The 26,949-nt window shown below is 40.5% G+C and carries 21 protein-coding genes, 1 pseudogene and 1 CRISPR repeat array; of the genes and pseudogenes, 8 read left to right on the top strand and 14 right to left on the bottom strand.

Annotated elements, in window-relative coordinates; genetic code table 11:
* Positions 1–40: 40 nt before the first annotated feature.
* Positions 41–1,472: a CRISPR direct-repeat array (repeat unit 38 nt; unit sequence GTTTCAATCCCGCAAGCGGGTTTCATTGATTTGAAAGT).
* Between the two features lie 489 nt (positions 1,473–1,961).
* The 4 genes from rimM to NWP25_RS06035 form a co-directional block, all read right to left on the bottom strand.
* Positions 1,962–2,645 (bottom strand): ribosome maturation factor RimM, encoded by a 684-nt coding sequence (rimM, locus tag NWP25_RS06050; RefSeq protein ID WP_280650708.1) that lies wholly within the window; start codon positions 2,643–2,645, stop codon positions 1,962–1,964.
* A 71-nt stretch (positions 2,646–2,716) separates the two neighbouring features.
* Positions 2,717–4,000: a valine--pyruvate transaminase gene (locus tag NWP25_RS06045; protein WP_280656952.1), complete on the bottom strand. Its 1,284-nt coding sequence runs from the start codon at positions 3,998–4,000 to the stop codon at positions 2,717–2,719.
* Positions 4,001–4,144: 144 nt separating this feature from the next.
* Positions 4,145–4,924, bottom strand: a complete 780-nt coding sequence (locus tag NWP25_RS06040; RefSeq protein ID WP_280650706.1) for a lipoate--protein ligase family protein — start codon at positions 4,922–4,924, stop codon at positions 4,145–4,147.
* Between the two features lie 68 nt (positions 4,925–4,992).
* Positions 4,993–5,460, bottom strand: coding sequence for a YbjN domain-containing protein (locus tag NWP25_RS06035; protein WP_280650705.1), 468 nt, complete (start codon positions 5,458–5,460; stop codon positions 4,993–4,995).
* 175 nt (positions 5,461–5,635) lie between these two features.
* Here NWP25_RS06035 and NWP25_RS06030 point away from each other — a divergent pair, with 175 nt between their 5' ends.
* The 4 genes from NWP25_RS06030 to truB all read left to right on the top strand — a co-directional run bounded on the left by NWP25_RS06030 (position 5,636) and on the right by truB (position 11,971).
* Positions 5,636–6,685 carry an aromatic ring-hydroxylating dioxygenase subunit alpha gene (locus NWP25_RS06030; RefSeq protein WP_280699023.1) on the top strand — a complete coding sequence of 350 codons (1,050 nt, stop codon included), beginning with the start codon at positions 5,636–5,638 and terminating at the stop codon, positions 6,683–6,685.
* Between the two features lie 305 nt (positions 6,686–6,990).
* Positions 6,991–9,027: an NAD-dependent DNA ligase LigA gene (gene ligA, locus NWP25_RS06025; RefSeq protein WP_280650703.1), complete on the top strand. Its 2,037-nt coding sequence runs from the start codon at positions 6,991–6,993 to the stop codon at positions 9,025–9,027.
* Between the two features lie 354 nt (positions 9,028–9,381).
* Positions 9,382–11,037 (top strand): alpha/beta hydrolase, encoded by a 1,656-nt coding sequence (locus tag NWP25_RS06020; protein ID WP_280650702.1) that lies wholly within the window; start codon positions 9,382–9,384, stop codon positions 11,035–11,037.
* A gap of 64 nt (positions 11,038–11,101) precedes the next feature.
* The gene (gene truB / locus NWP25_RS06015) at positions 11,102–11,971 is read left to right on the top strand and encodes a tRNA pseudouridine(55) synthase TruB (protein ID WP_280650701.1); all 870 of its coding nucleotides are present in this window, start codon (positions 11,102–11,104) and stop codon (positions 11,969–11,971) included.
* Between the two features lie 356 nt (positions 11,972–12,327).
* On the opposite strand, the gene NWP25_RS06010 is transcribed toward truB, so the two are convergent.
* The 4 genes from NWP25_RS06010 to NWP25_RS05995 form a co-directional block, all read right to left on the bottom strand.
* Positions 12,328–14,403: a TonB-dependent receptor plug domain-containing protein gene (locus tag NWP25_RS06010; RefSeq protein ID WP_280650700.1), complete on the bottom strand. Its 2,076-nt coding sequence runs from the start codon at positions 14,401–14,403 to the stop codon at positions 12,328–12,330.
* A gap of 167 nt (positions 14,404–14,570) precedes the next feature.
* Positions 14,571–15,185: an anti-sigma factor family protein gene (locus NWP25_RS06005; protein ID WP_280650699.1), complete on the bottom strand. Its 615-nt coding sequence runs from the start codon at positions 15,183–15,185 to the stop codon at positions 14,571–14,573.
* A 132-nt stretch (positions 15,186–15,317) separates the two neighbouring features.
* A complete protein-coding gene (locus tag NWP25_RS06000) occupies positions 15,318–15,974 on the bottom strand; it encodes a sigma-70 family RNA polymerase sigma factor (protein ID WP_280650698.1) in 657 nt (218 codons plus the stop codon).
* Between the two features lie 506 nt (positions 15,975–16,480).
* Positions 16,481–16,678, bottom strand: a complete 198-nt coding sequence (locus NWP25_RS05995; RefSeq protein WP_374912113.1) for a hypothetical protein — start codon at positions 16,676–16,678, stop codon at positions 16,481–16,483.
* A 160-nt stretch (positions 16,679–16,838) separates the two neighbouring features.
* Here NWP25_RS05995 and NWP25_RS05990 point away from each other — a divergent pair, with 160 nt between their 5' ends.
* Positions 16,839–17,567 (top strand): L,D-transpeptidase, encoded by a 729-nt coding sequence (locus tag NWP25_RS05990; protein ID WP_280650697.1) that lies wholly within the window; start codon positions 16,839–16,841, stop codon positions 17,565–17,567.
* A 102-nt stretch (positions 17,568–17,669) separates the two neighbouring features.
* On the opposite strand, the gene NWP25_RS05985 is transcribed toward NWP25_RS05990, so the two are convergent.
* The 4 genes from NWP25_RS05985 to NWP25_RS05970 all read right to left on the bottom strand — a co-directional run bounded on the left by NWP25_RS05985 (position 17,670) and on the right by NWP25_RS05970 (position 22,015).
* Positions 17,670–18,608, bottom strand: a complete 939-nt coding sequence (locus NWP25_RS05985) for a M23 family metallopeptidase (RefSeq protein ID WP_280699021.1) — start codon at positions 18,606–18,608, stop codon at positions 17,670–17,672.
* A gap of 158 nt (positions 18,609–18,766) precedes the next feature.
* Positions 18,767–19,513 (bottom strand): DevA family ABC transporter ATP-binding protein, encoded by a 747-nt coding sequence (locus tag NWP25_RS05980; RefSeq protein ID WP_280650695.1) that lies wholly within the window; start codon positions 19,511–19,513, stop codon positions 18,767–18,769.
* Positions 19,514–19,571: 58 nt separating this feature from the next.
* Entirely contained in the window at positions 19,572–20,747 is a 1,176-nt protein-coding gene (devC, locus tag NWP25_RS05975) for an ABC transporter permease DevC (RefSeq protein ID WP_280650694.1), read from the bottom strand.
* A gap of 62 nt (positions 20,748–20,809) precedes the next feature.
* Positions 20,810–22,015, bottom strand: a complete 1,206-nt coding sequence (locus NWP25_RS05970) for an ABC exporter membrane fusion protein (RefSeq protein WP_280699019.1) — start codon at positions 22,013–22,015, stop codon at positions 20,810–20,812.
* Positions 22,016–22,460: 445 nt separating this feature from the next.
* On the opposite strand from NWP25_RS05970, the gene NWP25_RS05965 reads away from it, so the two are divergent.
* Positions 22,461–23,078: a TetR/AcrR family transcriptional regulator gene (locus tag NWP25_RS05965; RefSeq protein WP_280650692.1), complete on the top strand. Its 618-nt coding sequence runs from the start codon at positions 22,461–22,463 to the stop codon at positions 23,076–23,078.
* 38 nt (positions 23,079–23,116) lie between these two features.
* Here NWP25_RS05965 and NWP25_RS05960 read toward each other — a convergent pair.
* Together NWP25_RS05960 and NWP25_RS05955 are read right to left on the bottom strand one after the other, a co-directional pair.
* Positions 23,117–23,209: pseudogene (locus NWP25_RS05960) on the bottom strand (aminotransferase class V-fold PLP-dependent enzyme); the annotation flags it as partial.
* Between the two features lie 31 nt (positions 23,210–23,240).
* Positions 23,241–24,614: an HNH endonuclease domain-containing protein gene (locus NWP25_RS05955; protein ID WP_280699017.1), complete on the bottom strand. Its 1,374-nt coding sequence runs from the start codon at positions 24,612–24,614 to the stop codon at positions 23,241–23,243.
* Between the two features lie 231 nt (positions 24,615–24,845).
* Between NWP25_RS05955 and NWP25_RS05950 the strand changes: the two genes are divergently transcribed.
* Complete coding sequence (locus NWP25_RS05950) at positions 24,846–25,175, top strand: hypothetical protein (protein ID WP_280650689.1); 330 nt, start codon at positions 24,846–24,848, stop codon at positions 25,173–25,175.
* A gap of 162 nt (positions 25,176–25,337) precedes the next feature.
* Positions 25,338–26,687, top strand: coding sequence for a GTP-binding protein (locus NWP25_RS05945; RefSeq protein WP_280650759.1), 1,350 nt, complete (start codon positions 25,338–25,340; stop codon positions 26,685–26,687).
* The last annotated feature ends 262 nt before the right edge of the window (positions 26,688–26,949 follow it).

Below are 26,949 nucleotides of genomic sequence, written 5' to 3'. Positions count from 1 at the left end.
AAAGCACTAACAACAAAAGTATTAGCTTGTTGACTACTATGTTTCAATCCCGCGAGGGGGTTTCATTGATTTGAGAGTTGTGTAGGGACGTATTGCAATACGTCCCTACTAATGTTTGTTTCAATCCCGCGAGGGGGTTTCTTTGATGAGTAAGGAGTTATGAGTAAGAAGTAATAAGGTTGGGATGTTTGTTTGATGAGTAATGAGTGATGAGGAAGAACTAATAAGGTTAGGAAGTTTCAATCCGGCGAGGGGGTTTCTTTGATTTGAAAGTCCCACCTGGGGCGGTTTTTTATTGAGTATATGGCCCTAGTTTCAATCCCGCGAGCGGGTTTCATTGATTTGAAAGCCCATTGGCTGCGAGGCTGGGTTGGTCAGAGGAAGATTAGTTTCAATCCCGCGAGCAGGTTTCATTGATTTGAAAGTTGTGTAGGGACGTATTGCAATACGTCCCTACTAATGTTTGTTTCAATCCCGCAAGCGGGTTTCATTGATTTGAAAGCTATAGTCTTCTGTGTATTTCAGCTAGGAAGATATGAGTTTCAATCCCGCAAGCGGGTTTCATTGATTTGAAAGTAATAAAGATAAGCCATTTGAAGACATAAATAGGTGTTTCAATCCCGCAAGCGGGTTTCATTGATTTGAAAGTGGAACTATCCAGGGCGAGTTACCCGAGGATTATGTAAAGTTTCAATCCCGCAAGCGGGTTTCATTGATTTGAAAGTCGGGTTGCATACAAAGACGCTCGCGGCATATTGATTGTGTTTCAATCCCGCAAGCGGGTTTCATTGATTTGAAAGTCGGGTGACAACTGCTACCCCTGGGTAGTGGTTACAGAAGGTTTCAATCCCGCAAGCGGGTTTCATTGATTTGAAAGTTATACCTTGATAACTAAAGAAAAAGAGCTAATTGTGTTTCAATCCCGCAAGCGGGTTTCATTGATTTGAAAGTTAACAAGGTCTCAAGTTCATTCTTGCTGGAGATTACTGAGTTTCAATCCCGCAAGCGGGTTTCATTGATTTGAAAGTTGTTTCTGCCGGGTTGCAGCCGGTAATAGTCGATGTTTCAATCCCGCAAGCGGGTTTCATTGATTTGAAAGTACCTCTACCTCTACCGGGTCTACCTCTATCGGGTTGTTTCAATCCCGCAAGCGGGTTTCATTGATTTGAAAGCGGTACAGCCCGGACGCGCGCCGGAGCCCTAGCGTGGTTTCAATCCCGCAAGCGGGTTTCATTGATTTGAAAGCAAAAGAAAGGAGTAAATATTCGCCAGAAAGTTACGAAAGTTTCAATCCCGCAAGCGGGTTTCATTGATTTGAAAGTTTATCAAAGACTCAGCTACTATCCTTGGCTCTTCAACTGTTTCAATCCCGCAAGCGGGTTTCATTGATTTGAAAGTCTGTCAACAACTAACTTATCTGAAGTAGCAAGAGTTGTTTCAATCCCGCAAGCGGGTTTCATTGATTTGAAAGACCGACCGCCAAAAGTTAGTTGTAGAGCCATTCCCACCGGCGATTTTGGCGGGGGAGGTTTAAAACCTTGTTTCAGGGGTTGTCCGAAGACTCTAGAATTATGGTCAAAGGTCTGAAACTATTAACTTGTCAAGGTTCTGAGGTTTTGGCGGGAGGTGGGGGGTTTTCGCCTGTGCTTTCCCCTGCCAAAAAAATACTAACACCATCACAGCAAATTTGCAACACTGCTGTAGAAAATTACCTGTGAATGCTTTTAGGTTGACACGGTGTTTAGGCTAGGGCTATTTCTGTCCTTTTTTTTTAGAGTTCTCACTGAATCACATATTCTTGGGATGTTGGTTTTTCCTTGGGGGTCTTTTTTCACTTTTACTTGACATTTTTTTCGGTGGAATGTTGATATTGTTTATTACTTGGCTTTTTCATTTTGGCTACATCACTCCACCGTCAACACTTAGTCTGTAATAAACCTTGATGTAGGTAAAACCCAGAATTAACCATGGGCTAATTCTAGCAACCCAGGGGGGGGAGTAATTTCAATACGACGACATTGTAAATCTACCACCGGGGCAATTTCTTTGACAAATGGTATTAAAAGGTGCTTTGGGGATTTGGAGTGTAATTTTTCTGCCTCAACAATGTCATTTTCTTCGTGCAGCTTGACTTCTAACAAATCATTACCGGCAGAAATCACATCTACAACCGTACCCACAAGTTTCCCTGATTCCTGCATAAACACCAACATTCCCAATAAATCAGCAACGTGATATTCATCCTCACCCAATTCCGGGCGATGGCTTGCCGGTACCATCAACTTATAATTGCGTAAAGCCTCAGCCTGGTTGCGATTTTCCACCCCAGCTAAGGAAATTACACATAAATTTTTCCCTTCTACATAACGTCCTGACAACAACTCCACTGGTTGTGGTTCCTGGTGACCAGGATGCCATAACCAACGTGTTCCGGGGACTTCAAAACGTTCGGGAAAATCTGACTCGGGATAAACCCGCAACTCTCCACAAAGACCTTGGGGGGCAACAATTTTACCAATTTCTAACCAATCATCAAGATTGGCTGGTTTCTGGGAATTAGGAATTGGGGAAATTTTCTTCCCGGTTTTTTCCTTGTTACCTGTTTTTGTGTTACGGTTTTTTGCGCCTTTGCGGTTCATTTCCATGATTTTAGCTACTAAAGCACCCTTGAATTGAAGGGCCCAGTACTTAGGTTAGCGTGGCCAATTGGGAATTACTACGCGGTGACAATAGCCTGTTGATAAACTTGTTCTGTCACTTGTGCTAAACGTTTCATACCCTTGACAATTTCCTCATCAGTACCGGTCAAACTAATACGTAAACATTGGTGCTTGTGGTGCCATTCCTCCCGCAAACCAGGGAAGAAGGTACTACCAGGTACAACAATTACACCCACTTGCTTAAGTTTTTGGTAAAGTTCCCAGTCAGTAATAGGTAGGTCTTGTAGCCATAACCAAGCAAATATGGCTCCTTCACCGCGATGGAGAAACCAAGGTAAATCCTTGGGCATTGCTGCATCTAAGGTATTTTCTAGTACAGCAAACTTTTGCTGGTAGAAAGGACGAATTACTTCTGCGGCAATGTGGGCTAAAGCACCGGAGTTAATGGCAATGGCGGCTATGGCTTGTCCATAGCGGGATGGATGAATGCACAAGTTGGTTTGAAAGCACTCTAACACTTGGATCATGCTTTCATCACCAATGGCCACACCAATGCGTTCACCGGGTAGTCCCACTTTTGATAAACTCATGCAGTGTAAGATATTCTCACCAAACACTGGTGTCATTTCTGTAAAGTTCAAAGCTGGGAAAGGCGGTGCATAGGCGGAATCGATGAGCACAGGTACATTGTAAGGTGTAGCCAAAGCAGCAATTTTTCTCACTTCATCGTCAGAAAGCACATTGCCAGTGGGGTTACAGGGACGAGAAAAAATTACACAACCTGTGCTTTCTGTAATTGATAGTTGGCTGAAATCTGGACGATATTTAAATCTGTGAGCAGCTGCATCAATATCCAAAGTTGGTTTATAGGCTTTGAGGGCTTGTGGCACTAAACAAACACCGCCATAACCCGTATAGTCGGGGCTGAGGGGCAAAACGATTTCTTTGAGTTCGCCGTTGTTTGTGAAACCACCGAAGGCATTGGCGGCGTAGAAGTAGAGGCTTTGGCTACCGGGTGTAATGAGGATATTACTACTTTTCAAGTTTAAACCGTAGCGTTTATTAAAGTCATTGGCCAGGGCTTCAATTAACGGTGCATAGCCTTGACTAGAACCGTAACGACAAACCACTTCCCCATATTCTGAACTAGCGAGCAATTCCGCTGTGCAGTGTCGCCACAACTGTTCTACCTCTGGCAAAATCAAGGGGTTACCAGCGCTCAAATTCATGAATTCTTGCCCTACCCCTGCTTGTAATGTTTCAATAATGTCTTTCATAATTGCTCTTACGCCGGTTAAGTTAGACATCTGAGCGCCAATTTGAGTGAGGGCAGGGTTCATAGGTTTCCTAAAAATAGCAATGAGGTTGAAGTTGACAAAATTATGGATTTATGGCAGCGGATTGATATTATAGTTTAGGTTCGCCGCCTGTAACTAATGTACCAATGTCATGGAAAAAAGTAATTTGCCAATTTTATGGTTAATTTACAAAACATTATTCAAACTTCCACACCTAGGGACTGCTGTGTAGACCCTAGCCCATTCATCGGGGGAGAGGGGTTTTGGTTCTATTTTCTTTATGGCAAAACAATCACAAGCTGCGGTGATTAAAGCTGTAATAATTTTGTCTAAACTCAAATTTTCGGGTAATTCCATGGTGGGGAGAGATTCTTCACCAAACACTTGAGTAAACAATTCAGCATCGGGCTGTAACCGGATGGAACCATGTTGCAAAATCACTTCACCGGTTCGCAGTTGGGCGCTACCAATGAGCTTATACCCATTTGATAATACTAAATCTGCACTTGTAGCTGTACCAAAACAGTTAGGGTTGTGGATATAGCCCCGACCAGCTGTACCGTAACTCAATTCAACACCGAGCGATCGCCACCCTTGAATTAAAAACTGACAAATTTTTTCATATGCTTGGAAACGGGTACCGGTTATTCCCGAAGTAATGACAGCATAAGTTAAATCACCTTGATGCAGCACCGCCCTACCCCCGGTGGGACGACGCACTAAATCTAGTTTTTTCCTTTTCCAGATTAAATTTTGCCAAAATGGGGGGTATTGGCGTTGGTGATAGCCGAGAGAAATGGCAGGAGGCGACCAAGTGTAAAATCTTAGAGTGGGGGGGTGCTGTCCAGATTTGTGCTGTTCTAACAACCATTTGTCAATGGCCATCTGCACATCCCCAGAAGCTTCCAGCAAGGGAATCAGTCGCCAAACCTGCTCACCTTCAAAATTTTTAATTGGGTTCAACACTGATATTTACAAGGGTGGAAGTGAGATAATTTGCATCAGTTCATCAGTTCAAGGGAATTATCATAGTTTTAACCATTACCAAACTGAGATTGTAGAATTTCATCGTTGTCATCAGCGATGGTACCCACAATGGTAATTAACCGTGAAACCTCAGCTGGAGACAAGTCTTCTACACTGCGTGTTGATATAACCACCACACGATTTTCAATAATACCAAAACGGGCTTCTAGGGTACCGGTGCAGTTCATTTTTAAAAGATGTCGCATTAAATTGAGTTCATCTTTAGCCGGTAAGTTTAGCACCGACGACCACACTGTTATGGTATCGTCATTACTTTGTCCTGTGAGTTGGATGAAAACTTCCACACTCCCGTAGTTAAATTTCCACACATAACCGTCTTCTGGGCTGTGGCTCACCATGGCGCTATTGTCTTGTTCCAAAGATTCAATGACATTTTCAATTACTTCTATGTGGTTAATAGTCACCGTGTCTAAGTTGATTTCACCACTTGTTAGGGTTTCTTGGTAGTTTGCCATAGAGATTTTTGTCTTTATTTAGTTACTGTTTCATCTACACATACTCTATAACCTCGGAACAATAATTGCTTGTGGCAGTAACTGTAATAAATATGACATTTTATTTTTCCTAAAATTACCCTACATTTTTCAGAAAATGGTATATTATGTTAAAAGTTTCAGCCTATGCTATAATATGTCTGCTTTCTTCTCTAAGGTGCAAACCTGTGATGTCCGTCAGCTAGGTATTAATCCAAATCACTGGTATGTAGCTGCACTTAGTAGTGAAGTCACCAATAAGCCGATAAGTGTGGTAATTTGGCACCAGGCCATCGCACTTTATCGAGACAATACAGGTAAAATTCACGCCCTGGAAGACCGTTGTCCCCATCGCCAGGTTAAACTGAGTCACGGGCGGGTGGTGGATAGTGAGTTAGAATGTGCATATCACGGTTGGCGCTTCAATTCATCTGGTGAGTGTGCGGCTGTTCCTTACTTAGCAGCAAATCAAAAGTTACCAACTTGTAAAATTCGTCATTACCCAGTTAAAGAACAAGATGGTTTTATTTGGTTGTTTCCCGGCAATGGAGAACCATGTGTAGAACCTCTGGGTTTACCAGAATGGGAACATCTCAATTATATTGCTTCAGTTGCTGTGATTAATGCCCATGCCCATTATTCTTATTTAATTGAAAACTTGATGGATATGTATCATGGACATTTGCATCAAGATTTGCAAGCTTGGGCAGAAGCATCTTTACAAGATATTCATGAAAATGACCATCGTGTAGATGCTCATTATATAGCTCAAAGTTATTACAAAATAGATAAAATTTGGTCTATATCCCAGCTGTTTTTTCCTAATTTGAGAAAATTACACCCAGAACCATTGGATGTAAGTTATATTTATCCCCATTGGGTTTCTAGTTTGGGGAAAGATTTTAAAATTTATTGTTTATTTTGTCCGGTAAGTCAAACACAAACAAAAGCTTATTTAGTTCATTTTACATCATTAAACTCCTTTTGGCGATTACACAAATTGCCTGTGTGGTTTCGGCGATTTGTTAAAAATAACTTATTTGGTACAGCCCAAAAGTTACTTGAAGGTTTAATAATTCAAGATGTGGAGATGATTGAGGAGGAACAGCAGGGGTATTTGCACAATCCCCACAGGCGCAATTATGAGTTAAATCGGGCTTTGGTCAGTGTGCAACGATTGATGCAAAGTCAGGTGGAACACAGTTGAACTGGGAAACTACAGTAAAAATCTTAAAAATCAATTTTCAAGTTGTTAACAAAAGGTAAATTTCTAAGGATTTTGCGAAGTTAAAAGCTAAGTATATTAACAATAATAACTCCTAAACTCAATAGTTATAAATGTGATTATCAGTATTGATATAACCAATAATCAAGTAAAATTAGACAGGATATAAAGTAAGTTTATTACCATAATAAATTTTAGTTCTGGTGATAGATTCCGGAGCGGCATTTAAGGGAGTAATGTAGAAAAATAAAGTCTGTCTATTTGCTAGGTAATTTGCAATAAGTATAATGATGGAAATTCAGTGGGAAATAAAGCGTATAGAAGAACTGCGCCAGTTGTTGCAACAAGCTAGCTATGCTTATTATGTTTTAGATGCACCAATTATGGAAGATGCAGTCTATGACCAGCTTTATCGAGAATTACAAGAACTAGAAACTAAGTATTCAGAATTAATCACGCTAGATAGTCCTACTCAGCGCGTGGGTGAGAAACCAGCTACACATTTTACTTCCGTACGGCATAATATCCCCCTATACAGTCTCGAGAATGCCTTTAATATTGATGAATTGCAAACATGGGATCAGCGTTGGCGGCGACAAGTACCCAAGGTAGACCAGGTGGAATATGTTGCTGAACTGAAAATAGACGGTTCCGCTTTGGCTTTGACCTATGAAAATGGCTCATTGGTTAGAGGTGTAACTAGGGGCGATGGGGTGGTGGGGGAAGACATTACTCAAAATGTGCGGACAATTCGCTCAATTCCCTTGCGTTTGAATTTTGCAGGTTCAAAAAGCCTGCAAAAAGTCGAAGTACGGGGTGAGGTGTTTTTACCTTTGGAAATGTTTAAACAAATTAACATAGAACGACAAAAAGCTGGGGAAAATTTATTTGCTAATCCCCGGAACGCCGCAGCTGGTACACTGAGGCAATTGGACTCCCGGGTTGTGGCTCGCCGGGGGTTGGATTTTTTTGCTTACACATTGCATATTTCTGGTATGGATGACGCGAGTATTGCTAATACTCAATGGGAAGCTTTGGAATTATTGGCAAAAATGGGTTTTTCTGTTGACCCTAATCACAAACTTTGTCGCTCAATGGCAGAAGTAGCAGAATATTATCAATATTGGGATACACAACGGCTGAATTTACCCTACATGACTGATGGAGTAGTGGTGAAGTTAAATTACTTTAAGTTGCAAGAACAGCTGGGTTTTACCCAAAAGTTCCCCCGATGGGCGGTGGCCTTGAAATACCCGGCGGAGGAAGCGCCCACACGGGTGGAAAATATTTCCGTAAACGTGGGAAGAACTGGGGCTTTAACTCCTTTGGCAGAAATGCGTCCAGTACAATTAGCAGGAACAACAGTTTCCCGGGCTACTTTACATAATAGCGATCGCATTGTGCAATTAGATATCCGCATTGGTGATACAGTAATTGTTCGTAAAGCTGGGGAAATTATCCCGGAAGTTGTACGGGTATTAAAAGAACTGCGTCCAGATGATACTCAACCTTTTGAAATGCCTACCAATTGCCCAGTGTGTGCCCAACCGGTAGTGCGAGAATCCGGTGAGGCGGTGACTCGCTGCGTTAATGCTTCCTGTCCGGCTATTCTCAAGGGAGAAATTGAACATTGGGTGAGTCGGGATGCTTTAGATATTAAAGGAATGGGGGAAAAGTTGGTACATCAACTTGTAGATAGAGGTTTGGTGTATTCTGTTGCTGATTTATATGACTTGACTGTGGAAGAATTATGTGGATTGGAAAGGATGGGACAAAAATCAGCACAAAAATTAATAGATGCGGTGGCGCAATCAAAAAACCAACCTTGGTCTAGAGTGTTGTATGGTTTAGGTATTCGTCACGTTGGCAATGTTAATGCCGAATTGTTAACCCAGAAATATCCCACCGTCCAACAGTTAGCCGCAGCCAAGCAATCAGACATTGCAGGTATTTACGGTATTGGTGCAGAAATTGCTCAATCTGTATATCAGTGGTTCCGCATCGGTGCTAATCAACTGTTAATTGAACGTTTAAAAAATGCAGAACTACAATTAGCTGTCACAGAACCAAGAACAACAGTTAGCACAGGTAATCAAAACTTAACTGGAAAAACTTTTGTCGTTACGGGCACTTTACCAACGTTATCACGGGATGAAGCCAAGAAGTTAATTGAAAATGCCGGGGGTAAAGTCACTAATTCTGTCAGTAAAAAAACTGATTATTTACTGGTGGGGGAAGATGCTGGTTCCAAGTTAGCAAAGGCCGAAGCTTTGGGAATTACTCAGTTGAGTGAAGCCCTGTTGTTGCAAATGTTAGCAAATTAACAAGACATAAGGTACTATTTCCACAGCATTTTATTTCTGTACTTATGAATAAATGCAGTGGATTTCTTGTTTCCCTCTTAACCTAACTATGGGATGATATTTGAACTTTACCACAGTAATCCCCTTGGAAAAACCGATTAATTTTATTGAAACTTACATTTAAATACGGAAGTAAAAGGAATTTTTATTTGTTATCCTCCAGTGAGAGCGCAATTTGGGAATCTACAAGTGGGGGACAGTCAACAGTCACCAGTGAACAGTCAACCCAGACCTTATTAATTTAATTGTCCAGGGTGTCTAAATAACTACCAAAGCCAACCCCTAGTGAAACAACATCACCGAAACAGTTGAGCGATGAATAGTTTGTTTGATAATTGGACAAGCAACCTGAAAAGAAATTCGCTCTTGCTGGTTATAGCAATACTGCTACCAACATTGGTAATTAATGCTTCTACCATTGTAGCAGAGCGAATTTATTCGACTTTTTCTGCCCTAGAAACCTCCATTTCAGTTACAGCTTTGGAGAAATATGCTGAAAATGGTGTAGTTGCTAATGAATTAGCACTTTATCAACAATATCTTCCAGGAAAGCAGCTGCAACAATTGCTTGCAATTTTACAGACACCTGTGAAAGTAAGCCCAACTGTGGTGTCTCAATTTCTCTACACACCTCAAGGGGAATTTCTGCTACAACGTTTGGCTCAAGTAATACAACCAGAATCTAGTCAAGGACAAGGAGGACTTTACCCTTTAAGGTCAGCATTTATTTCCGCCGCTGCTGAACCGGGAGGTTTAACATTATTAAATCTGTTACGCAAATATCCCCATAGCAGTATCCATATTGATTTAAAGCGTAGCTTTACCATAGCTAGGGAACTACAAAAAGTAATTAGTCACACTCAACAGGCCATGGCAACGGTGATACAACAGTCTAATATCGAGGCTGCTAGCACACCAAAACCCCTAGACTTCTTAAAACTAGCAGATTTAGGTAACCAAGGACAGTTTCATCCACAAAAACACACACTGAGATTTTTTGACTCAAAACGCCATCGGCTTTTATTGACCGATGTTTACATACCCAATGTCCACAATCCTGCTCCTGTAATCGTCATTTCCCATGGTTTGGGTACAGACAGCAGTAACTTTGAATATTTAGCTACACATCTAGCTTCCCACGGATTAGCAGTAGTTGTTCCTAATCATCCCGGTAGTGGTCCTCAACAATTGCAAGCATCATTGCACAAACACCCCAGTGAACTTATAGAACCAGATGAATTTAAAGACCAACCCCTAGATGTGACCTATATTTTAAATCAACTGGAAAACATTAACCCCTCTGATTTACCCTTTCAAAATCCATTGAATCTGCAACAAGTGGGAATCTTTGGTCAATCTTTAGGAGGGTACACAGCCTTAGCTTTAGCTGGGGCTAAAATTAACTTTCAGCAATTAGCACAAGACTGCACACCAGAGACCCTGGAAAAATCCTGGAATATGTCTTTATTATTCCAATGCAGTGCTTTAGCCTTGAATAAGAACTTTAATCAAGACTACAACTTGCAGGATCACCGCATAAAAGCAGCCATCGCAGTGAACCCCATCACTAGCTCTATTTTTGGTAAAGCTGGTTTAAGCCAAATCAAAACTCCTGTCATGATTATCGGTGGTAGCGATGATACTGTTGCGCCGGCGTTGTATGAGCAAATTGAACCCTTTTCTTGGTTGACTAACTCCCAAAAATATCTGGTGATGCTTGTAGGTGGAACTCACTTTTCTATCATTGGTAATGGAAAGCCAGGAAGTGAGCAAGTATCATTACCCGAAGATTTAGTTGGCGATGCTTGCCAAGCACGTCACTACATGAATGTTTTAAGTTTACCTTTCTTCCAAACTTATGTTGCTAACAAGCCACAATACCTCCCCTATCTGAATGCAGCTTATGTCAAGAATATTTCCCGTGAATCTATAGCCTTGAGTTTCCTCCAATCCCTGGGGAAACTGAATTAATATCAGGTAAGCTACTCACCGCCGCTGGCTGGCTTAATTATCTGCTACAATAATTAAATTTACAGTGCAAGGTTTTCTTAATTTAAACAAACCCTTTGACTGGACATCTCACGACTGCGTGGCGCGGGTGCGAAAGCTCCTGCATCTTAAACGTGTGGGACACGGAGGAACCTTAGATCCAGCGGCCACGGGAGTTTTACCAATGGCACTTGGTAGAGCCACAAGATTGTTACAATATTTGCCAGACCATAAAGCTTACCAAGCTACTATTCGCTTTGGTGTCCAAACCACAACTGACGATTTGCAAGGTGAAATTATTAATTCTCAACCTTGTCCCGCATTGAATTTTCCAGACGTAACCACTGCATTGGCACAATTTCAAGGTAAGATTACACAAGTACCACCAATTTACAGCGCCATTCAAATAGATGGAAAACGTCTGTATGACCTAGCACGTCAAGGGGAAACCGTGGAAGTTCCTCAACGGAAGGTAGAAATTTTTCACACAGAAATCTTACATTGGCGAGAAGGAGATTTTCCAGAATTGGATATTGCCATTGTCTGTGGTGGTGGTACATATATTAGAGCCATCGCCCGTGACCTAGGGGCAATGTTAGAAACTGGTGGTACCCTCGCGGCTTTAATCCGCACGGAAAGTGGTGGTTTCCAGCTTATAGATAGTTTGACTTTAACTGACCTAGAAACACAATTGCAAGCAGGGACATTTCAACCTAGTGTTCCTGATGTGGCTTTGCAGCATTTACCATCTGTAACATTACCAGCCATACCTGCTCAAAAGTGGTGTCATGGGCAAAAAATACCTCTAACTGTAGATTTTTCTGGTATAACCAGAGTTTACAATCAAGAAGCTTGCTTCCTGGGTATAGGAAAACTAGAGAACGATGCATTAATACCCACCACAGTGTTGAGTTAATGAACAAGCACAGTTCTTGCCCACTTTTGGTGATCTTAGTTGAAGGAAACCAGAAGGAAGAAAAATATCAATGCAGCGCATTTTATCTAAGTACGTAGAGAAGGGCCGGGAAGATACCAAGGCCACAAGATTTATGATATTAAGGTTTGTACTTTATTTACTTGAAAAGTGCTGTGTAATTGAGATATTGAGATACTTCAAACTTCACTTCATCCCTTGGATTTAAACCAGCAAAAAGTTGAAGAAAAAACCCTTTCCCAGATCCCAAGGGTGGGTTTTTTACATTGTCGTCATTATGAGTCCCTACCTCTGTGAGTTCACCCCCAGTGGCGACACAGCTTTACCCGGGGGAGAAGTCAAAGATTTGAAGTTAAACCCACACGCAAAGTCAACCCAGGACTGTAGATACGATTAACTCGTTCATACTGCTCACCAAGTAAATTTTCTACATAAACTGTCAGTCCCACATGAGATGTTAAAGGAATTCGACCACTTAAATCTAAATTCCAGAAAGAAGGTACAAAATCTCTGTTGGTTTTACCAGGTTCATTAAAAAAAGCTCGGCGAGTACCACTGTTATAAGTAACATACAAATTAGCTTGCCAGCCTGAATTTTCATAACCTATACCAGCTTGGGCCACAGAATAAGGGATAAAACCTAACTGTAAACCTTTTTCTGCCCCTGTTTTAATTTGAGCATCTGTGTAAGTATAGTTAAGAAAACTTGACCAGTTATTAGCAATTTGTAATCTTAATGCTGTCTCTAAACCATGAGTATTTACTAACCCAATATTTTCCCATTTACCATTGATAATTCCCAAACGATTATCTAAACTACTGCCAAAGTAGGTCAACTGTCCCATGAAATCATTTGTCAGTTTCACATCCACTCCAGCAGTCCAAGATGAACCTGTTTCCGGGATTAAATCTGCATTAGGTTGCCAACCATGAACTGTATCATACAGATATAATTGGTCTAAATCGGGATTACGCTGTCCCCCAGCCCAACTTCCCCTAATTGCTACTGTGGGTGTAAAGGTATAACGAAAGCCCCCACTGGGATTGAGGTAATTACCAAATTGGCCATCAAAGCTTTGTCTTAGCCCTAGGTCTATCTGGAAGTTATCACTAATGTTTACAGTATTAACGGCAAATAATGCTGTATTTAAGACATTTCTCTTTTCAGTCTCGTTCTGGGCAATTCTATCTGGTCTGGTGCTGAAAGTATCACCGTTTAAGTTAGTGTTTTTTAAATCTAATCCCCAGCGAAATTGATGGCTGGGTGTTAATTGCCATGTATGGTCAACTCTAGCGGTGAGTTGTTGTGTGTCTAAAACACCTGAACGGTCAAATTCTTGTCCAGCAAATACTGTGGGGCCATAAGTACTAAAATAATCCCTATTATAACCAAGTGTGGTTGTGACATTAGAACCTTTTCCTTGACCCCATTGAGTTTTCCAAGATAAACCCACATTCAAGCCATCATGATCTAGTCTATCTCTTTGCAAGGGAAACCCGAAATAAACTAAGCCGCGACGACTGCTCAGTGTTTTGACATCTAAATTTAAAGAATTTTCAGTGTCTAAATCCAAAGTAATTTTGCCAAAGTAAGTACTGGTGGCTGTATCTGCATTGGATAAAAATCCTTGAGGGTCACGATTGGCTGCGCCAAGGGGAACGGGATAACGATTATCTATAAAGTACCTTTCAAAGCTGAAGTTATACTGAGCATCCCCAAGTGATCCACCATAACTCATCTGTTGATTATTTAAATTTAATGAGCCAACTTCCACACTACCGGTGAATCTTTCTTGACCATAACCTTCTTTAGTGATGATATTCACCACACCACCAAAGGCTGATGAACCATACAAAGCGGAAGTGACACCACTATATAGTTCTACTCTTTCAATGGCCTCCACAGGAATGCTGTTTAAGTCAGTTACACCATGATAGGTGTTGACATTATTATTAATTGGTCTACCATTAATTAGAAATACAGACTGATTAATAGAAGCACCCCGATAATATGTACCTGTGTGAATATCAGCACCGTGTCCCACATCGTTAATGGCGAAACCAGGCATTCTTTTTAATACGTCCGCTACACTGGTAGCACCCTGTTTTTGAATTTCTTCTTGATGAATTACGTGAACAGGGGTAGATTCAGGCAAAGAGTATTTTTCGCCAATTACTTCTATGAGAATATCTGTATCTTTGTTGGAAATTGATTCTGTTTCTGTCTGAGTTTCCGGGTTAACTTCAATGGGTATGGATTGTTGAGTTAATAATTGAGCATTGGTCATAGGTAACTCAATTTCACTCAAGTTAAAAATAGTTGAATTGGTCTGTCCTGTGTCAGTGGCTAAAGCAGGAAAAGCTGTTAATAAAGTTGGTAAAGCAGCTGGTAGGAAAAAAAAATACTTGTTCACTTGGTGTTATTACGTTGAGTAAAAGTCACTAAGTGATATTTTTGCTTCCATCATCAATTGAAGTCAAAAGACATTCTGTCATAGTTAGACAAGTTGAGAGTGAGTTCACCCTTGAGGATGTTCTACCCCACAAAGTAATGAACCCGCTCTGTAAAATGGCAATTAAATTAATTGATGTTTGGTTCAATTTCCCCTGGTTGAGGCTGCTGGAAATGAACAGAGTCTCCCGGATGTGCTATTGCGGCCTTGGGAATTTCTATCACTGGGTTATTCAACGCCACCATCAGGGGAGAAGTTGAAACTACGGATTTGTTTGTATCTGGTGTAGACTTCACTGGTTGTTGTGCCAGTTGCGGTGTCTTGAATTCATTACCTGATAGCAAACCAAATATAGCACCGACGACACAAGTTGCCACAGCAACTCCTCTAAATACCCAAGTTGAGAGGGTACGGTGACGGTCAAGCTTTAGTACTTCCTGGGCTGTTACTTCTGGGCTTTGTTCATCTACTGGTACTGGGAAAGTCTGCAACCGTCGTCGCAAATTTATCAGTCTGCTGTACAGGCGTTGAACTGAGGCATCGTTTTCCAGCCACTTTTCTACTTCCCTGCTTTCAGCAGCTGTTACCTCTCCGTCAAGGTAAGCACTTAATAACTCGAAGCGATCGCGCTTCACTATATCCATAGCACCCGTCGATTCATTGGTATGCTGGCCTGTCCCTTTTGACAAATCTTGTGGATTTAGCCTGGGGGAACAGTCATTAAATGGAGAATTAGTATTCATTATAGCATTATGACCAATTCATATGCGGGTAAAGTCAGTGGAAAATCCTGATAAGTTGATTGAATTCACTCCTAATGAAACCAGGACTCTAAACTAACATCACAATTCTTTACCTATGTTTAAATTTTGCTATTAAGCATCCAGATAACTTTGCAACTGAGTTTGCAATCTGGATCTAGCCCTGGCGATTCTGGATTTCACCGTTCCCAAAGAAACACCAGTAATTTCAGCAATTTCTTCGTAGGCCATACCTTCGATTTCTCTCAGGACAATGGTAGTGCGAAACACTTCTGGTAAGTCCGCAATTGCTTCTCGCAGTTGGTCGTAAAATTCCCTAGTTGTCAATTCCTCCTCGGGTCCAGGAGTATCTCCAGGGATTTCCCAATCCATTTCCCCGTCTTCCAGGGTGCGGGGAGCATCTAGTGATAAAGGAGTAGCTACCCGCTTTCGTTTACGCAACTCGTCGTAAAACAAGTTGGTAGTAATGCGGCTTAACCAACCACGAAACTTCCCTGGCTCTTGTAATCGGTTAACGTTACGATACACTCGAATCCACACCTCTTGAGCTAAATCAGCTCTATCAGGCCAATCCGGAGCCAGGTGGTATAAGACTCGATCAACTTGACTTTGATAGCGGCGCAACAGTTCTGCAAACGCAGCACGATCAGGACGCAGTCCCACTTGACAGCGTAAAATTAAATCGTGATTAGAGAGTTTTTCAACTTGCACCGATGCTTCATGGTATCTTGCATCAACAGTTGACCAGGATACAGTAATCGATTGGCTCATAGATCGTACTGAACTTTAAATCATCCCTACCTATTAGACAAGCTAATGGCTGCAATGTTCCTTCCCCAGGGACGGATTCGTGACTGGTACATGACAGTATATAAAGTGAGAAACATTAATAGCTAAACCAAAAGCTTGTTTTCAATGTTTATCATACCATAGCCCCATTTTGTGCAATTGTTTTGCATTTTGAAAATTATGGTAATTTTACTGATAATTTGGCAACTAACACTATCTGACCATATACATTTGACAAAAATCGGTAAATATGCGTCCATGATTTTGTGATCAACTCCATGGCTAAGACTATATTTGCGGTTTCATGGCCAAAATCTCAGTCTTCTGACAGACAAAACCGCGAATTTTTAAGCTTTATGTTTTAAATAATCAATTTCTTTGCTCTTTGAGAAACCCCATAACATAGTTTTCTAGATTCCTAGGGGTCTTTTCAAGAGTCCCTAAAATTTCACTTTTGTTAATATGGATGGATGTAACCACAAAAAAAGTTATTTTTCCGGTGTTTTAACCATAGTTTTTGTTGATATTTCTGTGTGTTGTGGACTATGAATACCATCATGATGTGCATTAATCACCCGGACTTGAAGAAAGAAATTCAAGGAGAATGTAATTGTGACTGCTAGGAATAATTTTTCAAACATGATTTTTCTTTCACCCACACGATTAATGATGAATTGTGGCATCATAAGTGTTCCTGTGGATAAAATTTTTCACATAGTGTTAGTTTCCTCAACACCATGGGCACAGTTATAAGAGAACAGATAACTAACTATAAATTACTGATAATTTGGAATGTACTTATGAACCAACTAGTCCACCGGATTTGTCAGGGATAAAAAATAAGCGATGGCAATGGTAAGAAATGAATCTGTAGCGCGTATAGTCATGTTTCTCTGCTTTGGCACAGCCATCTTATCACTAGCTGTCCATTGGCGCATGACCATTACTCAAGGGCAGTTTGAACCACCAGCTTCCGCCCCAGGAAGCCCACTGGACATTGCCCGTGGCGCGTCTACACCTGGTGATCAGCCTAGTCAGGAGCGAGCTTTCCAGAGGAGTTTTGTACCCCATCAGTCGGTTGCAGTCAGCCAGAAATCAAGAGACCTCACAGAGTTATCCTCAAAGATGCGATCGCTGTTTTCCGCAGCAAGGAAGAATTCCCAGGCTTTATCTTCACAAAAATCATCTCAAACCGAAGTGGTGGTGAATTTAAGCCAGCGCCGTACCTATGTTTACAAAAGAGGTGAAGTCATAGCTAGTTACCCCATTGCTGTAGGTAAAAAAGGTTGGGAAACCCCCACAGGTTCTTTCCGGGTAACGGACATGGAAGAATATCCCATTTGGGAGCACCCTATCACTGGGGAAATATTTCCGTCGGGAGTTAATAGTCCTTTAGGATCCCGATGGATTGGTTTTTGGTCAGATGGACGAAATGCCATTGGCTTTCATGGTACGCCAGACACACATTTGTTAGGATCTGCAATCTCTCATGGCTGCTTAAGAATGCGTAATGATGATGTGCGCTTGTTATATAAACAGGTAAATATTGGCACGATTGTATCAGTACGCAATTGATTTTGACTGTAGACAACCTCGGTTTTTTAATCCAGTGGATTAAAAAACCAGGGTCTAAGCCCCTCAACTCATAACCCTCATAAATCTTGACTTTTGAGTTTATTAATCAACGCCATCAAACCTCCAGGGCACTGGATCAACAGATTGACCATTGACATATAGACCCCAGTGTAAATGGGGGCCTGTGGAAGCACCTGTTGAACCCACTGTGCCAATTAATTGATTAGGTTTAACGAAATCACCTTCTTTAACTTTAATGGTATTGAGGTGTAATAAAATACTAGTTACTCCTTGACCGTGGTCAATGCCAACGGTGTTACCGTGAACTCGAAAGCCTTCAGATACCGTACCCACCAAAGCCACTGTTCCAGCAGCTGGAGCAACCACGGGTGAACCCTGAGGACTAGCGTAGTCAACGCCACGATGGTAGTAATCATTGGCAAATTTGCCATTGTAGTAGCGACGTACACCATAAATTGTAGTAATTGACCCTTTGTTGGGTTGGAGGAATGGGCCGTTCCAATACTTTTGCGCTGTTTGCAGTTGTTTAAAAGCTGCCACCCGCTGGAGTTCATGTTGTGTGGCTTTCACCCCAGCGCTGCGGGGTGGCAAATTAATTCGTTGTGTGGGAAAACTACGATTACGCAAATTGACTGCCAAATTTCGCACCTGACCAGGGACGGAAACTTTAATTGCCATAGTTCCGGGTTTATTTAAGGGAGTTGTAGGAATTAAAGCCCGATATTTATTGGGAGCCATGGCAAATACCGGATAAGAATCTTCACCTACAAACACCATGGGATTACTATTATTGTCGGGATTATTAACGTTAATCACCACAGATAAAGTATCCCCCAGTTGAGGATTACTGGGGGTTACCTCTGCTTGTAACGCGTTTACAGGCAAAGCCAAGATAATTATAAGGACAGATGCAAATATGCCGATAAAAAGATGTTTAATATAACGTTTCAATTTCCAGCTTGTGAAGTTAAAATCAAGCAATCTTTTCTGTGATGATTTGGTATTATTATCCATGGTCATAAAGCTACAACACAATTTCTTAGTTTTATTCCCCAGGTACAGAGGTTTTTTTAACAGTACATGGTACTGAGTAATTTGAAGAAATACCAAATGTGGTATCCCCTCAAGAAAACAACAATTATCTCACAGCACCAAATAAAATAGCCAAGTCAAACAAATTAAGTACATAGGAAACCTAGACCCACATATGTGGACTCTTGAAGAATTCCCCGCCTTCTAGCTGTGGGGACTGTGGACAGTAATTTGCCATCTTCCATGTGAACAATACGGTCAGCAATGTCTAGAATGCGATTGTCATGGGTAACCATTAAGATTGTACAACCTTGTTCTTTGGCAAGTTTTTGCATCAAGTTCACCACATCTCGACCTGATTGACTATCAAGAGCCGCAGTAGGTTCATCTGCTAACACAAGTGGGGGGTGACTAACTAAAGCTCTGGCGATGGCCACTCGCTGCTTTTGTCCACCGGACAACTTATCAGGATAATAATGAAGATGATTCCCTAGGCCCACTTGCTCTAGCATAAGGGACGAACGCCTCTGCATCTCCCCCAAGGCAATGTGCTGGTGCAATTCTAAACCCATTATCACATTCTGGAGGGCTGTCAAACTACCATGCAAATTGTGTCCTTGGAAAATATAACCGTTATGCTGTCGCCCCTGGACTAATTGTTCTGCACTAGCACCGCAAAGTTCTCTGTTCAAAACCTGCAAACTACCAAACTGGGGGGATCTCAGTCCACCCACCAAAGTTAGTAAAGTGGTTTTTCCTGAACCAGAAGGCCCCGTCAAAATAATAATTTCACCACATTGAATTTCCAAATTGATGTCAAATAAAACTTGCTTACGCAATGAACCTTGTCCAAAGTAATGGTTGAGATTATGGATGGAAATGACTGGAAGCATAGCAATTTCAAACTTAAGCTTTTATAGTTGAATGTGGCAATGGGGAGTTATTGACCCTCTAAAACATATCAGCCGGGTCAGCACATCGTAATTTACGCGTGGCGATGGCCCCGGAAATTGAACACATAATGATAGTTAAAATTAGTACATGGAATCCCCGGATGACTGTCATATACATGGGCAAATTTGTGGCGGTGCGGGTGATTTGGTAAAGTCCCAAGGATACTGCTACTCCGGGAATAAAGCCTAATGCTGCTAAAATTAAAGCTTCTTCAAACACTACACTTAGCAAGTAGGAATTACGATATCCCAAAGCTTTAAAAGTAGCGTATTCTTTTACATGGGCATTGACATCAGTGGAAAGCACTTGATAAACGAGAATTACCCCCACTGCAAACCCCATTGAAACCCCCAGGCTAAAGATAAACCCAATGGGAGAGTTTGTTCTCCAAAAGTCATTCTCAAACTCAATAAATTCCCCGTGGGTCATGACCTTCACATCATCTCTGAGGTAGGCTTGCAAATCTAATGCTACCTTTTTCGGGTCATAACCTGGTTTTACCTGTATTAAACCTAAGCTAATACTGCTGGAGGGCCGTGTGGAAAATAACCGTAAAAAGTTTTGATCGCTAGTCATTAAGCTACCATCAGAACCAAAAGAAGCACCCACGGTAAACAAACCACTAATGGTAATTGTGTGCCCTTCTATTTCCGTAGTCAGTTTTTTACCTTGGTCAATTTGAGCAATAGCTTTTTGGTAATCTCCCCTAGCACTACGGTCAAACAAAACAGTACTCGGTAGCTTGATTGACTCTAATTGTTCATTGACATCGGGTAAATCAAAAGCCGGTTTATCTGGATTAAAACCAATAACTTGTACGGATGTTTGACGGCGTGTTTGGGGATTTTTCCAAATAATGTTATTGACATACATTGCTTCCGCTGAATGCACTCCGGGAATATCCATTGCTTGATAAAGCCGCCGCCGGGAAAATGGAGGCATATTTTGCAAACTACGAGCTTGGGGACTAGTTAAAACAATGTCTGCTTGCAAACTGCGATGTAGTCTGGTGTTGCTGTCATACAATGCAGTTTGAAAGCCCATTTGCATAAACATTAAAACATCCGCAAAGGCAATACCTGACAACGCCACCAGCAAACGGCTTTTTTCGTGACTGAGTTGCAACCATCCAAGAGGTGTACGCCGCCGGAGTTGTTTAATTAGTCCGATCATATGAAGTGATGTGTGCTGAGTAGGGATGTGAATGTTCTTAATTGCCAATTACCAATGACAAATTAAAAATTAGATAATTGAATTACTGCCTTAACTTGCATATTGGTTAAGTTGGCAGCTTTTTGACTGGAAGTTTGATCTAGTCGGATATAAACTTCCACCACTCTGTTGTCAATATTGCTGGCGGGGTCAGTGTTAATTACATTTTGCCGTTGCACTTGCAAGCTTTTACGATCCACGGTTCCTTGCAATTCAATGGGCAGAAAATCACCAAATACCTGCACTTTCTGCCCTGGATGAACTTTGCCAATATCGCTTTCGTAAACTTCAGCAACAACATACATTTCAGTGGTTTCGCCAATATCAGCAATACCATTACTAGAAATTAATTCTCCTGGGCGGGAGTGGATCTCGAAGATTTGACCACCTTGAGGCGATCGCACGTAAGCTTGTTGGACATTGACTTGTGCCCGTTTCATGGCTGCTATAGCACGACTCACTTCTGCCTCAGCTGCTGCTATATCAACCTTTGGTACCTCAGCAATTTGATCCAGTGTTGCTAGAGCTGCTTTAATTTGTTCCTGGCTGGTTAATTCAATGTGAATCAACTGTGTTTGTGCTTCTTGCAAATTTTTTTCGGCTGTTTCTAATCTTAAGCCTTTGCTGTCTCTTTGGGACGCTGATATTGCTCCCTCTTGATATAGTTCTTCATATCGTTGATTTTCCACCTCAGCGTTACGCACTTCGGCTTGTAATCGAGCCACCATAATTTTTTGAGCAGCAATATCACCTTGGCCTTTTGCTTGCAATCGAGCAATTGTGGCTTTTTGTGCTGATATTTCTCCAGGTTGAGCACCGGCTTTAATGCGGTTTAACTTTGCCAACTCCACTTTCACTTGTTCTTCAGCCTCTTTCAAAGCTGCTAACAGGCTATCTCGGCTGTCTAAAATCGCTATTACCTGCCCAGCTGTGATTCTATCCCCCTCCTGTACTAAAATTTCCCTTACCCGACTTCCTTCAGGGGAAGTGGTAGCAGAGAGTTTAATCACTTTTCCTCTTGGTTCAATACGTCCTAGGGCTGTGACTGTTTTTGGCTCAGGTAGTACTGTTGCTGATTCTGGTGACCTTTGGTTTACTCTATCCTGAAATTTTAATGCTGTATAAACACTACTACCAATCACAGTTAAAGATACAACCATAGCTATAAAAAACGGTGGACGTAAAATAGATTGGGAAGATATTGATCCATCTAGCTTTGAGTTCTGCACAATAGCATACCTTTGAAGCAATTCCAAATAAGCTGATTCAAATCAGAAAAAAATCAAATTTTGGTAAATGTTCCGCTTAACTCTCTTTTATCACTCAGCACAGGAAAAAAAATCATGCTGTCCCTGAATTTTGGACATAATCAAAGATTGTTTCCACACCTATGGATACCAATCTCCAGTGTCAATTAATTCTTTCCTGTTCTCCACTTTTCTGATCAACTGTAAATTTCCCTGGGTAGATTATTCAGATACCACTTTTACATGGACAGCAAAATGCTATATGGTATACAAAACTAAACTGTATAGTTCTATAATAGAATTATACTAAACCGACTAGTTTAGTCAAGAGATTCTTGAGTGGTGCTTCCCCACCAGCAAAAAATCAGGATCAAATAGTCAAGAATCACCAATGCTCAAAGTTTGATAAAATAAGGGTTACTTGAATATGGCACGCCCAAAAATTGGGGAAATTGACCGCTCACATTCAGCAGACAAAATCGCACAAATTCTCCAAGGGGCCATGCAAGAATTTTTAGCTCATGGCTATGCTTCCACCAGTATGGATCGAGTAGCAGAAGCGGCTGGAGTTTCCAAGGCCACAGTATATAGCCACTTTCAAGATAAACAAGGATTATTCAAAGCATTAATTGAGAAACTAGCAAGAAAGCGGTTTCACTCCATCTTAGGGACAGAACCTCTCACAGGAGAACCCTATATTGTACTGCGGCGATTAGCAGCAACAGCACTGGAACAGATGATTAACGATCAGGAATACCAGTCATTTGAGCGCCTGTTGATGGGAGAATCAGCACGTTTCCCTGAGTTAGCCCAGGTTTTTGTTCACAGCATTGCTAAACCATCCATCGAGACTATCAGTAAATATTTAGCTGCTCACCCTGAATTAAAGATACCTGACCCAGAGGCTACAGCCAGAATTTTAATTGGCTCTTTAGTGCATTTTGTAATTACTCAAGAGATTATGCATGGCAAGGACATCATACCAATGAAAAGCGATCGCTTAATAGATGCCTTGACACACTTAATTGTTAATTGTGCTGAGTAAATTTACTATGGTAATTTTCTCTCATAAAAAAACTCATTTAATGCACCAACTCCTTTGGGAGCATAAAATTTATGTCCAGAAATAGTAAGATAGGTAATACCCCAGGCTTCAAAATTAATAGGAATTTTACCAAAGGACATAGTGAGAAAATTGGCTAATTTTTTAACTATAAATCCAATTAGCACTAAACCCATGAATAGTAGCTAAAGAAATTAGAGGTTGAAGAATTGTTTCATAAGCATTAGTTAAAATTTCTAAATTTAGTAAATCATCTGATTGGCTAACTTTCAATTCAGATACAAATGTTTCAGTATATTTTAACCATTGATTTCTAGCGATATTTTTATAAGAAATACTTAAACCCAAATGTTGTAACTTAATAAACTCAGGAAAATATTGTTGAGATGGTAAATTATTAGATTTAGAAGAATTAACAGATTGTGTAGTAGGGATTAAATTCCATAATTGATCATGTGCAACAAATGACCAAGGCAAATAATGATCTAGTGAAATATTATTTTTATCTAATTTAACTTTAGAGTAAATACACTCAATATTTTTATTTTCTAAAATAGTTTTCCAATACTTAGTTTGATTTACTAAAGAATCTCTCTGTTGGGGCATAAATAACTTATTTACCACATTAGGAATATTTGGATTTCTTTCCTGCATATAATTTAACCATTCCCAAAATACCCACCCTCTAACTATTTGATAATTTTCCTCTAAATATGTTATCCAGTCAGGATGCAAAATAATAGCATTACAATTTTTTTGCTCTTCAGCGTTAAAGCAATATAAAGGCTTTTTACTATCAAAATGGTTTTTTGATAAATTAATAATCCTTGGGTTCACATCATAATCTTTAAATCCTTTTGTTTCTTGATTGAAAAAAGGACGAATTAAACGATAAGGAACATAACGACTAATGAAGATTACAATGTCATCAATTTTTTGGCTATTAATAGTTGTTCGCAAAAGTTTTTTATCTACATCTTTAAATTGTAGAATTGGTTCTGTAATTTGTAGTTCTAAACTATCTAGTTTATTGGCAATATGGTCTTGTCTTCCAAAAGATAGGTTAAAATATTTATGGGAATACCAAGCATTAGCTAACATTTCAACAATAATTTCTTGAAAAATAATTGGTGATAATGTATCAAAATTTCTTCTTTTAACAATGTCTAGCAATGATAAAAAATAAAGATATTTATAAGAGTTAGTTGTGTTATTAAAGATTTGGGCTAGAAGGGTAACGTCTACTTTATCTGATAACGGTAAATTTTGGATAAAACCTATACTCTTATCAGCTATTAAATCTCCCAAATATCCTTGAATAAAATCATTAGCAGCTGATTTACTAATATTATTTAATACCGTAACAATTTCAGCTACATTTTCAGCAGTGGGATCAATTTTTTCATAGTACCAACAAAAGACAATAGAAACCTCAACACCTAAACCCCTTGCCAGTTTGCTTTGGGTAATGTTGTAATAGTCTAAAACTTGCTTTAGTGCTTTTCCTGCTTTGCCCATAGTTTCCATCTTAATGGATCAACAAGACTCTATTACAGTGGTCAGACTTAAGGTGATACTGTTGTTAACCAGCAATAAACATATTTTTTGTCCATTCCTACCCACATTGACCGCTGACATTCAAAGAATCTTAATTTCATCGCTAATTCTCTCTCATGAAAGAACTCATTATCTTGTAAATTGTTTAAGTTGTTCTTAGTAAATGTATAAATTTTCATCAGGAAAAATATCATGGCTAAGGAACCAGACAATCAAATTAATCAGCCAATCAGTCAAGACCCCCATTTACGAAAAGAGCCAACAGTAAAGGAAAGAAACTTAACAGTAAATCCAGGGGATATCATTGTCCATGAGTCCCAATCAGTGGAAGAGAAAGCCCAACAAGTAGCTCTAGATGTACCAGACATTACAGGTGACCGCATTACAGTCCCCACTTACTTCGTGGTAGAATACCCTGACGGCACAAAAAAAGCACTTCACCATGTCAGAGATGCAGAAGAAATTTCTGATGTTATTCGCCAAGCACGAATGGACGAACACGGAAATCGTATTTGGTGGTAATTGCTAGATTTGTGAATATAATCCCTGATTTTAACTAACTAAGGTGATAGCCACTGAACTTCAAACCCTTAAAAAGCAGAAATCCTAATGGAATCCCCTGGCCATTCCTGGATAATGAATATATAAGCTGTTGTTTGTTCAACCTTGAGTGAATCTAACCTCGTGCGTAATCTCCAAGCAACTCACATAAACCGCGCCCGTGCTAGTCTCAGACAAGCCCTGTCTTGGTATGGATATCTATGCAAGTCAGGACAGTTTTCCTCAAATCCAGAATTAGTAGCCTTGCTAAAACCAGAATTAGAAGCCCTAAACTTCACACTCAATAAACTGGACTCTAATGTAATCAGAATTGCGGCTTTTGGTTTGGTGAGTCGGGGAAAATCAGCTGTGTTAAATGCTTTATTAGGAAAAAAGATTCTCCAAACAGGCCCCCTCAACGGTGTCACCCAATGGCCGCGTTCCGTGAGTTGGCACCCAGGAGGTAAAGTATTAGTAGAGTTAATTGATACACCTGGTTTAGACGAAATTAAAGGTGAAACCCGGGGAAAAATAGCCCGAGAAGTGACACGTCAGGCTGATTTGATTTTGTTTGTGGTTTCCGGTGATATTACCAGAACCGAGTATCAAGCTTTGCTGGAATTACGACAAGCACAAAAACCATTGATTTTGGTATTTAACAAAATAGATTTATACCCAGAAACAGACCGTTCTGCCATTTATGAAAATTTGCAGCAATTAAGCTCAGGACACCCCCAAGCCGATCCTTTACTACCCGATGAAATAGTCATGGTGGCGGCGGAACCACCACCTAGGGAAGTGCGGGTTGAGTGGCCTGATGGCCGTGTCACCTATGAATGGGAAACACCAAAGCCCCAAATAAAACAACTACAACAAACAATCTTATCTATTTTAAATCGGGAAGGGCGATCGCTTTTGGCTTTAAATGCACTTATTCAAGCACGGGATGCTGAAAAAGCCATAGCCCAAAAGACTATGAACTTACGCGCACAAGAAGCTGAAGATATTATTTGGAAATTCACTAAATATAAAGCTTTGGCAGTAGGATTAAATCCTGTACCCATATTAGATGTAATCTGCGGTGCAGTTGCGGATTTAGTTTTGATTCGTTCCCTAGCACGATTATATGGCTTACCTGTGACTAGCTATGAAGCAAGCAAAATCTTAAAGACCATTTTCTTCAGTTCAGGTGGTTTGCTGTTAGGAGAAATAAGCAGTAGCGTCATGCTAAGTTTAGGTAAGAGTACTGCTGTTATTGCTAGTGGTGAAAATCCCCTCAATATTACTGCTTATGCTGGTACCGCCATGGCTCAATCCGCTATTGCAGGTTATGGTGCATACGCCGTGGGTAAAGCAGCTCAAGTTTATTTAGAAAAAGGTTGTACTTGGGGACAATTGGGAGCTAGTACAGTAATTCAAGAAATTTTATCTCAAGTTGACCACCAGACAATTCTGTATCGCTTGCAACAGGAATTAGGAGCAAAATATCAATAATCAATTTCAGTGAAATTTTGATAATGAAAAGCCTAAACTACCAACTTCAGATGGAAAGTTGAGAAATTGATGAAAATAAACATCAAGGCGAAAAACCCTAGCCGAAAACTTAATTTCTGTGACTTTTTCCCTTGATTTGAGGGTGTTAACTACCAGAATATTTCTAGAAGTCTCACTAAACTGGAAGTACTAGTCCTGATGAACTTGGCTAGAGGGTAGGTACTCAGGAAAGCAACAGTTAAAAAGTCTCACTCAACAAAGG

The sequence above is a fragment of the Umezakia ovalisporum Ak1311 genome (assembly GCF_029891685.1).
In the GTDB taxonomy this organism is placed as follows: Bacteria; Cyanobacteriota; Cyanobacteriia; order Cyanobacteriales; family Nostocaceae; genus Umezakia; species Umezakia ovalisporum.
This window is presented reverse-complemented; position numbering and strand designations above follow the sequence as displayed.

What these genes read in the sequence shown, in the direction of transcription:
- rimM (WP_280650708.1), bottom strand. Translation starts at nt 2,645, where the DNA reads ATGGAAATGAACCGCAAAGGCGCAAAAAACCGTAACACAAAAACAGGT.
- NWP25_RS06045 (WP_280656952.1), bottom strand. Translation starts at nt 4,000, where the DNA reads ATGAACCCTGCCCTCACTCAAATTGGCGCTCAGATGTCTAACTTAACC.
- NWP25_RS06035 (WP_280650705.1), bottom strand. Translation starts at nt 5,460, where the DNA reads ATGGCAAACTACCAAGAAACCCTAACAAGTGGTGAAATCAACTTAGAC.
- NWP25_RS06030 (WP_280699023.1), top strand. Translation starts at nt 5,636, where the DNA reads ATGTCTGCTTTCTTCTCTAAGGTGCAAACCTGTGATGTCCGTCAGCTA.
- ligA (WP_280650703.1), top strand. Translation starts at nt 6,991, where the DNA reads ATGATGGAAATTCAGTGGGAAATAAAGCGTATAGAAGAACTGCGCCAG.
- NWP25_RS06020 (WP_280650702.1), top strand. Translation starts at nt 9,382, where the DNA reads ATGAATAGTTTGTTTGATAATTGGACAAGCAACCTGAAAAGAAATTCG.
- NWP25_RS06005 (WP_280650699.1), bottom strand. Translation starts at nt 15,185, where the DNA reads ATGAATACTAATTCTCCATTTAATGACTGTTCCCCCAGGCTAAATCCA.
- NWP25_RS06000 (WP_280650698.1), bottom strand. Translation starts at nt 15,974, where the DNA reads ATGAGCCAATCGATTACTGTATCCTGGTCAACTGTTGATGCAAGATAC.
- NWP25_RS05995 (WP_374912113.1), bottom strand. Translation starts at nt 16,678, where the DNA reads ATGATGCCACAATTCATCATTAATCGTGTGGGTGAAAGAAAAATCATG.
- NWP25_RS05990 (WP_280650697.1), top strand. Translation starts at nt 16,839, where the DNA reads ATGGCAATGGTAAGAAATGAATCTGTAGCGCGTATAGTCATGTTTCTC.
- NWP25_RS05985 (WP_280699021.1), bottom strand. Translation starts at nt 18,608, where the DNA reads ATGACCATGGATAATAATACCAAATCATCACAGAAAAGATTGCTTGAT.
- NWP25_RS05980 (WP_280650695.1), bottom strand. Translation starts at nt 19,513, where the DNA reads ATGCTTCCAGTCATTTCCATCCATAATCTCAACCATTACTTTGGACAA.
- devC (WP_280650694.1), bottom strand. Translation starts at nt 20,747, where the DNA reads ATGATCGGACTAATTAAACAACTCCGGCGGCGTACACCTCTTGGATGG.
- NWP25_RS05965 (WP_280650692.1), top strand. Translation starts at nt 22,461, where the DNA reads ATGGCACGCCCAAAAATTGGGGAAATTGACCGCTCACATTCAGCAGAC.
- NWP25_RS05955 (WP_280699017.1), bottom strand. Translation starts at nt 24,614, where the DNA reads ATGGGCAAAGCAGGAAAAGCACTAAAGCAAGTTTTAGACTATTACAAC.
- NWP25_RS05950 (WP_280650689.1), top strand. Translation starts at nt 24,846, where the DNA reads ATGGCTAAGGAACCAGACAATCAAATTAATCAGCCAATCAGTCAAGAC.